This is a genomic window from Rufibacter sp. DG15C, assembly GCF_001577755.1.
In the GTDB taxonomy this organism is placed as follows: domain Bacteria; phylum Bacteroidota; class Bacteroidia; order Cytophagales; family Hymenobacteraceae; genus Nibribacter.
In genome coordinates, this window is the sequence record NZ_CP010776.1 from 3489890 (window position 1) to 3502149 (window position 12260).

At 48.4% G+C, this 12260-nt stretch carries 12 protein-coding genes; 6 read left to right on the forward strand and 6 right to left on the reverse strand.

The genetic code is table 11. The features are described 5' to 3' along the window. Window positions 1-101: 101 nt before the first annotated feature. From TH61_RS14945 to sdaAB, 4 genes are read right to left on the reverse strand one after another with little or no spacing between them, the layout of a single operon-like run. Entirely contained in the window at window positions 102-1091 is a 990-nt protein-coding gene (locus TH61_RS14945) for an NAD(P)H-dependent glycerol-3-phosphate dehydrogenase (protein ID WP_082780396.1), read from the reverse strand. Window positions 1092-1105: 14 nt separating this feature from the next. Next, complete coding sequence (locus TH61_RS14950; protein WP_066511064.1) at window positions 1106-2500, reverse strand: efflux RND transporter periplasmic adaptor subunit; 1395 nt, start codon at window positions 2498-2500, stop codon at window positions 1106-1108. A 7-nt stretch (window positions 2501-2507) separates the two neighbouring features. Further along, on the reverse strand, window positions 2508-3968 hold the full coding sequence (locus TH61_RS14955) for a TolC family protein (RefSeq protein ID WP_066511066.1): 1461 nt from the start codon (window positions 3966-3968) through the stop codon (window positions 2508-2510). A 1-nt stretch (window position 3969) separates the two neighbouring features. Then, window positions 3970-4650: an L-serine ammonia-lyase, iron-sulfur-dependent subunit beta gene (gene sdaAB / locus TH61_RS14960; protein ID WP_066511069.1), complete on the reverse strand. Its 681-nt coding sequence runs from the start codon at window positions 4648-4650 to the stop codon at window positions 3970-3972. A gap of 217 nt (window positions 4651-4867) precedes the next feature. On the opposite strand from sdaAB, the gene TH61_RS14965 reads away from it, so the two are divergent. The 3 genes from TH61_RS14965 to TH61_RS14975 all read left to right on the forward strand — a co-directional run bounded on the left by TH61_RS14965 (window position 4868) and on the right by TH61_RS14975 (window position 8032). Then, the gene (locus tag TH61_RS14965) at window positions 4868-5836 is read left to right on the forward strand and encodes a tryptophan 2,3-dioxygenase family protein (RefSeq protein ID WP_066511071.1); all 969 of its coding nucleotides are present in this window, start codon (window positions 4868-4870) and stop codon (window positions 5834-5836) included. A gap of 177 nt (window positions 5837-6013) precedes the next feature. Then, entirely contained in the window at window positions 6014-7591 is a 1578-nt protein-coding gene (locus tag TH61_RS14970) for an NAD(P)/FAD-dependent oxidoreductase (protein WP_066511073.1), read from the forward strand. A gap of 81 nt (window positions 7592-7672) precedes the next feature. Continuing rightward, window positions 7673-8032 carry a CoA-binding protein gene (locus TH61_RS14975; RefSeq protein ID WP_066511075.1) on the forward strand — a complete coding sequence of 120 codons (360 nt, stop codon included), beginning with the start codon at window positions 7673-7675 and terminating at the stop codon, window positions 8030-8032. Between the two features lie 93 nt (window positions 8033-8125). Here the strand turns inward: TH61_RS14975 and TH61_RS14980 are convergent, their stop codons facing one another. Then, complete coding sequence (locus TH61_RS14980) at window positions 8126-8512, reverse strand: rhodanese-like domain-containing protein (RefSeq protein ID WP_066511078.1); 387 nt, start codon at window positions 8510-8512, stop codon at window positions 8126-8128. Between the two features lie 309 nt (window positions 8513-8821). Here TH61_RS14980 and TH61_RS14985 point away from each other — a divergent pair, with 309 nt between their 5' ends. Genes TH61_RS14985 through TH61_RS14995 form a run of 3 tightly spaced genes read left to right on the forward strand, consistent with a single transcriptional unit; the run spans window position 8822 to window position 11346 of the window. Then, the gene (locus TH61_RS14985) at window positions 8822-9361 is read left to right on the forward strand and encodes an RNA polymerase sigma factor (protein WP_066511081.1); all 540 of its coding nucleotides are present in this window, start codon (window positions 8822-8824) and stop codon (window positions 9359-9361) included. An 11-nt stretch (window positions 9362-9372) separates the two neighbouring features. Next, window positions 9373-10218 (forward strand): hypothetical protein, encoded by an 846-nt coding sequence (locus TH61_RS14990; protein WP_066511083.1) that lies wholly within the window; start codon window positions 9373-9375, stop codon window positions 10216-10218. A 12-nt stretch (window positions 10219-10230) separates the two neighbouring features. Then, the gene (locus TH61_RS14995) at window positions 10231-11346 is read left to right on the forward strand and encodes an outer membrane beta-barrel protein (protein ID WP_082780397.1); all 1116 of its coding nucleotides are present in this window, start codon (window positions 10231-10233) and stop codon (window positions 11344-11346) included. 155 nt (window positions 11347-11501) lie between these two features. Here TH61_RS14995 and TH61_RS15000 read toward each other — a convergent pair whose 3' ends face one another. Further along, window positions 11502-12248 (reverse strand): RNA methyltransferase, encoded by a 747-nt coding sequence (locus TH61_RS15000; protein ID WP_066511089.1) that lies wholly within the window; start codon window positions 12246-12248, stop codon window positions 11502-11504. Window positions 12249-12260 lie beyond the last annotated feature (12 nt).

Genomic DNA, 12260 nt, shown 5'->3' on the forward strand with positions numbered 1-12260 from the left:
GTTTTTAGCTTAGTTTCTTAAAAATAGGCCAAAACGAAAGCGCCCACCTCTTAGAGAAGTGGGCGCTTTCGTTTTATAATAAGGAATGGTATTAAGCCTTCTTATTTGAATTTGTCCTTGAGAATCTCAATCTCCACGGTTGGCGAAATCTTCTCATATAAAATATGATACACAGCCGTAGTTATGGGCATGTCTACGTTCAAACGCTTGTTGATTTCAAAGATGCTTTCTACGGCATAGTAGCCTTCCGCCACCATGTTCATCTCCACCTGCGCAGACTTAACCGTGTAGCCTCGGCCAATCATATTCCCGAAGGTCCTGTTTCTACTGAACTGTGAATAGGCGGTTACCAGCAAATCTCCCAGATAAGCACTGCCCGTTAGGTCGCGGTTCAAAGGCATTAAAGCGTCTACAAAGCGCTCTATTTCCTGCATGGAGTTGGAGACCATCACCGCCTGGAAGTTATCACCGTAGTTCAACCCATGGGCAATACCGCAGGCCAGCGCTATAATGTTCTTCATAACGGCGCAATACTCAATGCCGTCCATGTCATCTAAAGGATTGGCCCTAACGTACCGGTTGCGCAATAGAGCACAAAACTGCTCGGCCCGTTCCATGTTCAAAGAACCAATGGTCAGGTAAGACTGCTTCTCTAAAGCTACTTCCTCGGCGTGACAGGGACCTGCAATCACGCACTGGTGGTCTGCCGGGACGTTGTACTTCTGCTCAAGGTACTGCGTGATAAGCAAGTTCTCCTTCGGGATCATTCCTTTCACCGCAGAAATAAGCGTCTTGCCTTTAAAGGCATCTAGCGGCAAATCCTTTAGTGCAGTCTGTACAAAGGCTGCCGGCACGGCTAAGATTACCCAGTCAGCCCCCTCAATTGTTTCTATAAGATTAGACGAAGGCTTGACATGGTTTAAGTCAAACTTTACGCCGCTAAGGTATCTGGGATTGTGGCCAAACTGTTGCAAATGGTGCACGTCATCCTGGTTCCGGATCCACCAGCGCACATCTGCCTTGTTCTCAGATAAGACCTTTACAAGGGCGGTGGCCCAACTGCCGCCGCCTAAAACTGCTATTCTTTCCAATTGATACAGGGGTGTTAATCAATTTCAACTTCTTTAGACGGATCGTCCTTCAAGTCTTTGCTCAACGACTTCTCATCCTTTACGGTTACCTTGTCTCCGTCTTTCAATTGCTTAGAGACTGCTCTAAACGGTCCAGAAACTACTTCCTGCCCTTTTTTCAAACCAGACAGAATCTGAATGTTGTCAAAGTCACTGATGCCCGTGGTGACCTTCACCATTTTCACCGCGCCTTTGTCATGCACAAACACTACTTCATCAGGTCTTTCGGCGGTGCGCTCTGGTTTTGGCTGGCCTGTAGATTCCTCGGCTTTTTTGTCGGCGGCTTTCTTGGCGTCTTTGTCCTCCTTAGAACGGGTGGTGACAGCAGCCAAAGGTACAGACAATACATTATCTTGCTGGTCTGTGATGATGTCTACAGAAGCCGTCATGCCCGGTCTAAAGGGCGTACGACCGCTTTTCTGTACCAAGTCTTTGTAAGAGTCGTTCAGCATTCTAATGCGCACTTCAAACTCGGTCACGGCTTCTAAAGAAACAGCGTCTTTGGCAGTGTTGGCAATGGCCGTAACAATTCCTTTGAACTTGCGGTTAGAGCTGGTGTACGAATCAACTTCTACAATTGCAGAGTCGCCTACGCGCACGCGGACAATGTCATTCTCATTCACGTTCACGCGTATCTCCATGTTGTTGAGGTTAGCAATGCGCATGATCTCAGTACCCGCCATTTGAGACGTTCCTACCACGCGCTCTCCTTTCTCAATGTTCAACTTTGAAACAGTACCGTTCACTGGTGAGTAAATGGTGGTCTTGTTCAAGTTCTTTCTAGACTCCTCTAGAGAGGCAATGGAGCTTTGCACGGTAGATTGGGCGGCTCTCACGTTCTGACGCGCGGCATCCACTTCGGCACGGTTGGCTTCATACTGGGCACGGCTGGCGTCAAACTCAGATTGGGAGATTACCTTTTGGTTGTATAAGGTTTTGTTGCGCTCATAGGTCTGCTGCACGTTCTTGCTGTTAGCCAAAGCCTGATCTAAACGGGCTCTTGCCTGGGCTAGGTTAGCGCGCTGCGTATTTACAGAGGCAGACTGCATCTCTACCATGGACTGGTAATTGTCAGGACGGATGCGCAACAGCAATTGGCCCGCTTTCACAGAGTCACCTTCTTTTACATACAACTCAGTAATCTCACCAGATACGTCCGGCGAAATCTTTACTTCAATCTCTGGTTGTACTTTGCCTGAGGCACTTACCTTCTCTACAATGGTGGTTGGTTTTACCTTGTCCACCATAACCTCTGTTCCTTCTTCTTTGCCTATCCAACCTTGTTTCTTGGCCACTAAAGCCCCTATCAATAGCAGTACAACTAGACCGCCTAAGATGTAGATTAGTTTGTTTGATTTACGTTTAGCCATGGTTGGATTAGAGTGTAATGGTTTTTCCTTGGTAGAATTCTAAAATCTTCAGTTTGAAGGTGTAATCATATTTGGCCTGAATGATGTCAGACTGGGCTTTGACTAAGTTATTGCGGGCCACGTTGAAGTCCACGTTGTTGATCAAGCCGTTGTTCAAGCGTATCTCAGCGTTTTTGTAGGCTTGCTCAAAGGCCTCTAATTGTCTTTTGGCGGCCACAAACCTTCTTTGGGCTCCCACGGCGTCTGTATAAGATTGCGCTATGGTTTGTTGTAGGTCGTTTTTAGCTATTTCTGCATTTAACTGGGCATTTTGCACGCCTATTCTGGAAAGTTGCACGTTGTTGCGCACTCTAAAGGCGTTCAAGATGGGCACGTTCAAGCTCAATCCAATGTACTCCCCAATGTTGTCTTTAAACTGGTCAATGTATGGATAGTCTGCTGCAGAATAGGTTGGGAAGAAGGCGGTTACCGGTTGGTTAGGATTACCTCCCACAAAACCCACGGTCTGGGATTCCATGCGAACGCTGCTTAAATCAATCAAGGAGGAACGGCTGGAGTACCGGGTGCTGATATTGCCTACCAAACTTAAGCTAGGTAAGTATCCGCCCCGGGCAATCTCCACGCTGCGCATGGCGCTTTCCAGCCTAACATTGGCGCGTTTAATCTCGGGCATTACCTGTTCCGCGGACTGATATACTTCCTGTGGCGAGAAGTTGATGACAGACTGGTCTGGATCTGGAATGGTAGGAATGGCAATTGAAAAATTAGCCGGTGAGGCATTTTCCAGGTTCAGAAGTTGAATGAGGCGTAGTTCGGCTAACTCAATGTTGTTCTGGGCCGTGATGATGTTCAATTCATCGCTTGCCATCTGAGCATTCAAATCCAGGACGTTGCTTTCAGGCACGCTTCCCGCTTTGAACAGCTTCTGAGTTCTCTCAAGTTGGCTTTGGGTTAATTTTACGCGCTCCTGGTTGGTCTTTAATAGCTCTTGGTTAAGCAGCACTTGCATAAAAGCCGTTACCACGCTCAACACCACGTCGTTTTGAGCTTTCTGCTGGTCTAATTGCGTAGCCTGCAAATCTAGTTTGTTACGCTTAATGGTATTGGTGTTCTGCAAGCCGCTAAACAAGTTAAGTTGGCCGCTAATGTTGGCGCCACCTGTCCAGCTTTGGGTGTTTTGCAGCTCATTACGGGCTGGGTCTAAGAAGAAACCATTGTTAAACCCATGTGAGGCGCTCCCCGAAAGGCTAGGCAATTGCTCAAAGCGCGCCTGCTTCACGTCTACTGCCGCTCTGTCCACCGCCAAGCCAGACTGCCTGATCTGTAGGTTATTTTTAACCGCGTGGTCTACAGATTGCTGTAGCGTCCAGACGGTTTCTGAGCCCGTAGCGGTCTGGGCCTGCCCGTAGGAATAAGATCCAATCACCAAACCTAGGGTAGCAAGGACAGTTGAGGAGAAACTTCTCATGTTATAAATCAATATTAGGGATATAGATTACATTTTTCACCCACTTTAACTGGCGCAGGTAGTCCAGCGTGATGGGCCTCAAGCCAGAGTCCATTTCTATGAACTGGCGGGCCAATTCATTCCGGCCTTTTCTAGACACGTTCATGGTGGCAATGTTGCAGTCATCATGGGCTATGACGCTCGCAATAAAGGCAATGCTGCCCGTCACGTCATCTGCGTCAATGATCAAGGTGTGCAGGTTGGCTGAGAAATTAGAAGGAAACCCGTCCACTTCCACAATGCTGATTACCCCGCCGCCCCGGCTTTGCCCAATCACCTCGGCCTGTTTACCGTCTGCGGTGGTTAGGTTCAACTTAATGGTGTTGGGGTGCATGGTAGAGGCATTGCCAACAGACTTGAACGTGTATTGCAGGCCGTTTTCCTTGGCATGGTCAAACGCATCTTTTATGCGGGTGTCATCTGTCTTATAGTCTAGTAAACCAGCAACAATGGCGCGGTCGCTGCCGTGGCCCTCATAGGTGCGGGCAAACGAGTTGTAAAAAGTAATTACCGCCGACGTAGGCTTGGCCCCCAAAATCCTGATAGCGGCGCGCGCAATGCGTACCACCCCTGCTGTATGTGAGCTGGAAGGCCCAATCATCACGGGCCCGATCATATCAAAAATGCTGCTTTTCTCTGCCATAATTTGTAATCTTCCTCTTCCAAAGGTAAACAATCTGGCCACCTATTGGCAGTGAGTATCGTATTTTTTAGATATACCTACACCTGAAGAGAAAGAATTCTGAAAAGTCTGCCTAGTCTGGTTTCGCAAAACTGACATTTGTCACCTTCACTCCCATTATCTTTTGCTTTCTTTGTCGCTTCAATTCAAAGATTCTTACACCCACTCTAAAAAATATATGGCAGATCCTATTTTCAAGCCTGAAGTTTTAGAAATGCTCAGCAGACTGGAGCAGAAATACAAACCCCTGGGACAGGACCTAGCGTCTTACCTGGAGGGTCTTTTGTATGCAGACTTCCTTAACTACTGGGATTATATCCACTTGGACACGTTGCTCAGCCTCCAAAACCCAAGAACTAAAATTCCGGATGAGGAGATCTTCATCATGTACCACCAGATCACCGAGCTGTATTTTAAGCTGTGCCTGCATGAGTACAGACAAATAGCCGATGACCCCGCTCCTACCGCTGCCATGTTGACTCTGCGCGTAGGACGCATCAACCGGTATTTTGAAAACCTCATCAACTCCTTTGAGGTGATGGTGGAGGGCATGGACCAGAAGGAGTTCCTCAAGTTCAGGATGACGTTGATGCCGGCCAGCGGATTCCAATCGGTACAGTACCGCATGATTGAGATAGCCTCTACAGATCTGCGCAACCTCACAGACAAAGCCAAGCGCGAGGCTCTGGGTCTGCAAACCACAGATGAGGAGATGTTTGGCTGCATTTATTGGAAAGAAGGCGCGACAGAAGCAGCCTCAGGCGCTAAAACATTGACCTTGCTTCAGTTTGAAGAAAAATACTCTGACCAACTCATTGCCCACGCCCGCGAGTACAAAGACAAGAACATTTTTGCCGTCTTTAATAGGTTAACCCCAGAGGAACAGCTGAACGAAAAGCTGATCAAGCACCTAAAGGAGCTGGACAGCAACGTGAACGTGAACTGGCCGCTCATGCACTACAAATCTGCCGTGCGCTACCTGCAACGCGACCCAGACGTAATTGCGGCCACGGGTGGCACCAACTGGCAGAAGTACCTGCCTCCAAAATTCCAGAAGCGCATCTTCTATCCTAACATTTGGACCCAAGAGGAAATGGACAACTGGGGCAAAGGCTGGGTGAACAGCATCATCGGGGAAGTAGATTAATTAGTTTTTATCTTTATATAAATTCGTTTTTGGCCTCATTTCTGTAAATGAGGTCAAAAACGAATTTTCTTTTTCTGGGGTCTGTTACCGATTCACTGTATCTTTGCAGCACCAAGGCTTTGCTTACAGCATTGCTTTTATGTAACACTTTAAGGCTAACTACCTTACCTGTCATTTATGAAAAAAGAACTTGATGTGGTCTTGGCGCCAGAGGTGGCCTATGACCCAGCATTGCTTGACCGCGAACTCCTCCAATTAGCCGGTATATCTGCCTCAGAAGAAGCCGCCTACATCCACAAAATCAAACGCTCCATAGACGCCCGCAGCCGCCAGGTGCAAGTGAAGATTCGCGCCGATGTCTATGCGCAGGTCCCAGATATTTCGCAGCTTATTCCCACCCACCAATACCCTGAACTCAAGCCAGACGCCAAACGCGTCCTGATTGTAGGTGCGGGCCCAGCTGGTCTGTTTGCGGCTTTGCGTTGCATACAGTTAGGCTTGAAACCGGTGGTGCTGGAACGTGGCAAGGACGTGCGCGCCAGAAGAAGAGATTTGGCCGCCATCAACAAAGAGCACATCGTGAACCCAGATTCCAATTATTGCTTCGGCGAAGGCGGGGCGGGCACCTACTCTGATGGTAAGCTCTACACCCGATCCAAGAAGCGCGGCGATGTGCAACGCGTGTTGCAGATTTTTGTGCAGCATGGTGCTACCCAGGATATTTTGTTTGACGCCCATCCGCATATTGGAACCAACAAGCTCCCGGTCTTAATTGCTCAGCTCAGGGAAACCATCCTTAACGCCGGCGGCGAAATCCATTTTGACACCCGCGTCACTGATTTTATAATAGAGGGCCAGCAGATGCGCGGCGTTCATACTGCCACTGATGCCACCTTTGAAGGCGAGGCCGTGATCTTGGCAACCGGCCACTCGGCTCGTGATATTTACGAGTTGCTGCACGCGAAGAATATTCTCATAGAGGCCAAGCCGTTTGCCATGGGCGTGCGGGTAGAGCACCAGCAGAGTCTGATTGACGGCATTCAGTATCACTGCAACGGAGACCGCGGAAACTATTTACCAGCAGCCAGTTATGCCCTGGTGCAGCAAGTGGATTACAAAGGCCAGCAGCGCGGGGTCTTCTCCTTCTGCATGTGCCCGGGCGGTTTCATTGTTCCGTCGGCCACCGCACCTGGCGAGGTGGTGGTAAACGGCATGTCCCCTAGCCGCCGCGACTCCAAGTTTGCCAATTCTGGGATAGTGGTGGCCATTAACCTGGAGGACATGGACCTGAAAAATCACGGAGCCTTAGCGGGGTTGCGCTTGCAGCAGGCCATGGAGCAAAAAGCCTGTGCCGTGGCCGGTGGCACGCAAGTGGCACCTGCCCAACGTCTCCAAGACTTTGTGAAAGGAAAAGTGTCTTCTTCCCTATTAGAAACTTCGTACCAGCCTGGTTTGGCCAGTGTAGACATGTTGGACATGTTGCCTCCTATGATAGGGCAACGTCTACGTGGCGGGTTCCAAGAGTTTGGCTACAAAATGCGCGGCTATTTGACCAACGAGGCCCAGATTGTGGGTGTAGAAAGCAGAACCTCTTCGCCGGTACGCATACCCAGAGACAAGGAAACTTTGCAGCATCCTCAGATTCAGAACCTCTTCCCCTGCGCCGAGGGCGCTGGTTACGCGGGTGGCATTGTGTCGGCGGCCATGGACGGTGAACGCTGTGCGGAGCAGGTGGCTTTGTTGATTCAGCGGTAAAGCAGGAACACTTGCATACGGTTCTCAGTATAACTACTAGGTCCGTTTTTGACCTGTTTACTGGAAAATAAGCGAAAAACGATGAAAAAGACAGTAGTAATAGGCGCCTCAGATAACCCCTCAAGGTTTAGTTATAAGGCTGTGCATCAATTGAAAAGCTATGGCCATGAAGTAGTGCCCGTGGGCATTAGGCGTGGCGAAGTTGCCGGGTTGCCCATTGAAACCGATAAACCAACCATAGACGAGGTAGACACGGTGACCTTGTATGTAGGGCCGCAGAACCAGCCAAGCTGGTATGACTATATATTGTCCTTGCACCCAAAACGCATCATCTTTAACCCGGGCACAGAAAATTTCGAACTGGAGAACAAGGCCAAGGAACAGAATATCCAAACCTTGCACGCCTGCACCTTAGTGATGCTATCGGTGGGCAATTATTAAGACCCAACAGCTATAAACTAAAAGAGCGTTTTTGGCCTGTTTTCTGTAAACCAGGCCAAAAACGCTCTTTTAGTTTAGGGGAAGTTTAAAGGATTACTTCTGGTCGCCTACCGGAACTCCGGCTTCTTTCAATGAAGTAAAACCACCAATGTTGTATACCTTGGTAAAGCCCGCAGCCTTCATTTGCTGGACGGCCTTGCCGCTTCTATTGCCAGAGGCGCAGTACACGTAATAGGTTTTGTCTTTGTCCCACGCGGTAAACTCCTTCCCGAACTTACCTCCGCTAAAATCTGAGTTAAGCGCGGTATGCAAATGCCCGGCCGCGAACTCTTCAGGCGTCCTCACATCCAGCAATACTCCCTTTTCTTTCTGGGCTAGGCTTTTGTATTGTACCGGCGTCAATAGCTCACTTGGTTTGTCCTGCGCGCAGGCGCCCAGAAACATAACGCACATCATCAAGGCTAATAGGACTGATTTCATAATTTATCTACTTAGGTTAATATACTATAGGACAGCAATTGCTAATTTAGCCAATATTTGAAAAACAGGCCAATTCTATAATTTATTGGCCACTTGTTCACTTGGCTTTGGTTTTAAACAAACAACTCGCCCAAAAAGGTCAACATTTCTTACAGGACATAAGTAGCTAAATAATAGTGGGTTGACAACCTCATATAATATCCCCGAAAAGAATTTACGCTTTTTTCTCTTCCGCAGGCAACCATAAACAACGGAGTTGCATCTAACCATCAAACAGGCACAAATACTATCGCTTAAACTATTACAACCGTGAACGAAACAGATCTGGTAAAGGCACTGCAGACCGGCGATGCAAAAGCCCAGCGCTTCTTGTACGAACGCTTTGGAGGGCCCATGATGGGTGTCTGCCTGCGTTACCTCAAGAACGAAATGGACGCGGAGGAGGTCTTGATCAACGGGTTCATGAAAGTGTACCAAAACGTGGACAGGTTTGAGCAAAAAGGAAGTTTTGAAGGCTGGGTACGCCGCATCATGGTCAATGAGGCTCTTCAGTATCTAAGAAAGAAGGAGCCGCTGCACCTGGCCATTGAAAAAGAGCACATCCATCTGGCCTCTGAGGACGCCACCGCTGACAGCGACATGTCTGCCGAGGAGATGATGGAGATGCTACATGACTTACCGGCCGGCTACAGAGCGGTATTCAACTTGTACGCCATTGAAGGTTACTCGCATAAAGAGATCGCAGAGATGCTCAACATCAGTGAAGGCACCTCTAAGTCACAGTTAAGCAAAGCCAGAGCCATGCTACAGCGCATGTTGGCAGAACAAGGAATCACGATTGATATCTAACCTATACAGATATGAGCGCAGAAGATTTAGACAAACTGTTTAGAGACAAACTCCAGAACAGACCCGTGGCCCCCAGCAATGACGTTTGGGAACGCATGCAAGCCCGCATGCAGCCACCGGTAGAGCAAGAAGAGAAAAAGCCCGTGATGTGGTATTGGTCTGCCGCGGCGGCCATTGTGCTCCTCATTACGGTGAGCATCTGGATGCTAAGACCAGGCCAGCAGATTAACCAAGGGTCTGTGCCCATGGCAGCCAAGGTGGAGAAGGTCCTATCTGCTCAGCCAGAAGCCACGCCAACAGAGGCAGAAAAAGAAGGAAATAAAATAATTGAAAAAATTCCTTCTGCCCAGGCAACCGGCTCACAAGCTCTTGCATCTATCCAAACAGAAGGCCGCAAGGCAGAAACCGGTACTGCAAGTGCTCCTTCTAAAAAAAGAGATGTTGCCCCAAAAGCCCCACAGGAAAAGATGAAGACACAGGTTGCCCCCATTAGATTGCAGACGCCAGAACCAGAGATGTTGGCCCAGGCCACGCTTCCTGCTTCAAACGCTGCTTCTACCAACGGCGCCTCAACCTCATCTACTGCAGCTGCTGCTGAGCCCATGGAGATTATTGTCAAGCTAGACAACACTATGGCAGAACCTACCAAGCTGGCCCAAAACACCAAGGAGCTAGAAGCGGACAAGGACTACAACAGCGGACGCAGCACCGGTAAGGTGATGAAAGGCATCTTCAAACAAGTGAAAAATTTAAGCCAAGGCGAAAAAATTGACCTGAAAGAACTAGGACTCAAACACACCTACGCCTTGGAAACCACCATCGGAAACAAAAAAATATCTAAAACTATCACTCTCTAAAGTCCAATTACTATGAAACGTATGTACGCCCTGCTCTCGGCCATCATGATGGCTGCTGCAATCGCCTTGCCTTCTCGCGCCGAAACAAAAGTGGCTTTCCAGCCTGTAGCGCAAGATACTTTGATTATGAAGCTCAAAAACAACTCCCAGGTGCTGGTAGTGGTGAAAGACCTCAAGGATCTGAAAAGTATAAAAGCCATGAACCTGGATTCTCTGGTTTCCCTGCTAGACAAGCACACTACAGAAATTGAAAGAGCCGGCTCTGCTGCCAATGACCAACCCGTGACCATTACCGTAGACGGCGGCAACAAAAATGAGGACATCAACATCACCATCACCCAAGACACCAAAGACGGCCGTCAGGTGATCAAAAAGGAAATCAAAAACGTGAAGATTGACGTGAGCGTGGACGGAGATGACGATGAGTCTACCCTGAAAGTGAACGTGGGTAAAGATGATGATGACGACGATGACGAGGATGAAAAAGAAATAGTACGCAATCCTAAGTCTGGGTATGATTTCCAGATTGACCTGGGCGTAAGCACTTGGGCCAACAAAGAAATGCTTCCTGGATCCACTGAAAGCGTGCAGCTAAAAACATTTGGTTCTCGCTATGTAAGCTTAAACTCAAAATGGATGAACCGCTTAGGTGGTGAAAACAGCCCGGTTCGCTTGCACTCTGGTTTTACCTTAGACTTCCACAACTACATGTTTGACGACAACACCATGCTAGTGAATGCAGGTGAGCGCGTATCTTTTGTAAGACCTAACGACCTGTCTCTGGACAAAAGCAAATTGGCCACTACCACTCTTACCATTCCTCTTGAGTTGGGACTTGACTTTAGAAACAGCCGCGGAAAATCTAACTTCAGAATTGGTGCCGGCGGATTTGCTGGGTACATGATTGGCAGTCATACCAAGATTAAATATTCTAAGAACGGCGACACTGAGAAATCTAAAGAGAAAGATGACTTCCATTTACAAGACTTTCAGTACGGTTTGTCAGGTTTTGTAGGAGTAAGAAGCCTGGAGTTCTTTGTGAAATACAACCTCAACGAATTGTTTGAGGAAAACAAAGGCCCTAAAGCCAATGCCCTGGCCATAGGTATGAGAATCATGAAGTTCTAATCTAAGTAGAACAGAATTTAAAGTTTTTAAATGTTGGAATGTAAAAAAGGGAGCTTATGGCTCCCTTTTTTATTTTAGATAAGTAGTCCTCCGGTTTTAGCTTATTATCTAGGAAATAGGCTAAAAATGAAATTGCAAGAGTTCGTGCCCGTTCCTTAGATATTCCTGAAGAAATTGTCCAAAAGTATGGCGGTGGCAGTACCCACGTTCAAAGACTCCGCTCCGCCGCGGCCGGGTATCTTAATGGGCTGGGTGACCAGGTCCATGATCTCTGGCCGGATGCCGTGGGCTTCGTTGCCCATGATCAAAACGCCCGTTGGCTGCAAGGCCAGGCGGTGCACGTTTTCTCCTTGCAAGGCGGCTCCAAATATTGGAAAGTTGGTAGGTCGGGCCTTCAGGAAATCCTTCAGGTTCACATAATGGGGCGTGACTCTGGTAAAAGAACCCATGGTAGCGTTGATGACTTTCTGGTTGTAAAAATCTGCCGAGGTTTCTGACAAGACAATGGATGTGAGCCCGTACCAGTCCGCAATCCTAATGATGGTGCCCAGGTTGCCGGGGTCGCGCACCTCGTCCAAGGCTAAAACCAATTCCTGTTCGTTCCATTGAAACGACTGGGCCGGTTTCATTTTGGCAATGGCCAGGGCGGCGTTGTTGCTTTCCAGGCTGCCGGCTTTGGCCAGTTCCTCTTCGGTGACCTGCTCCACGGCAAAACCTTTCTTAAGAAGTGTGGTATGCTTCTGAAGGAATTTTTCTGTGGCAAAAACTGCCTCAATCTCAAAATCAGAATGCAGCAGTTCGGTGACACTCTTTTCGCCTTCTACCGTGAAAGCTTGGTGTTGCCCTCTATATTTCTTTATTTGCAGTGACCTAATGTACTTCAAGTTCCCTTTCGAAATCATATCCTGTCTACG

Coding starts and splice junctions, on each gene's coding strand:
- TH61_RS14950 (WP_066511064.1), bottom strand. CDS start 2,500: ATGGCTAAACGTAAATCAAACAAACTAATCTACATCTTAGGCGGTCTA.
- TH61_RS14955 (WP_066511066.1), bottom strand. CDS start 3,968: ATGAGAAGTTTCTCCTCAACTGTCCTTGCTACCCTAGGTTTGGTGATT.
- sdaAB (WP_066511069.1), bottom strand. CDS start 4,650: ATGGCAGAGAAAAGCAGCATTTTTGATATGATCGGGCCCGTGATGATT.
- TH61_RS14965 (WP_066511071.1), top strand. CDS start 4,868: ATGGCAGATCCTATTTTCAAGCCTGAAGTTTTAGAAATGCTCAGCAGA.
- TH61_RS14970 (WP_066511073.1), top strand. CDS start 6,014: ATGAAAAAAGAACTTGATGTGGTCTTGGCGCCAGAGGTGGCCTATGAC.
- TH61_RS14975 (WP_066511075.1), top strand. CDS start 7,673: ATGAAAAAGACAGTAGTAATAGGCGCCTCAGATAACCCCTCAAGGTTT.
- TH61_RS14980 (WP_066511078.1), bottom strand. CDS start 8,512: ATGAAATCAGTCCTATTAGCCTTGATGATGTGCGTTATGTTTCTGGGC.
- TH61_RS14990 (WP_066511083.1), top strand. CDS start 9,373: ATGAGCGCAGAAGATTTAGACAAACTGTTTAGAGACAAACTCCAGAAC.
- TH61_RS14995 (WP_082780397.1), top strand. CDS start 10,231: ATGAAACGTATGTACGCCCTGCTCTCGGCCATCATGATGGCTGCTGCA.
- TH61_RS15000 (WP_066511089.1), bottom strand. CDS start 12,248: ATGATTTCGAAAGGGAACTTGAAGTACATTAGGTCACTGCAAATAAAG.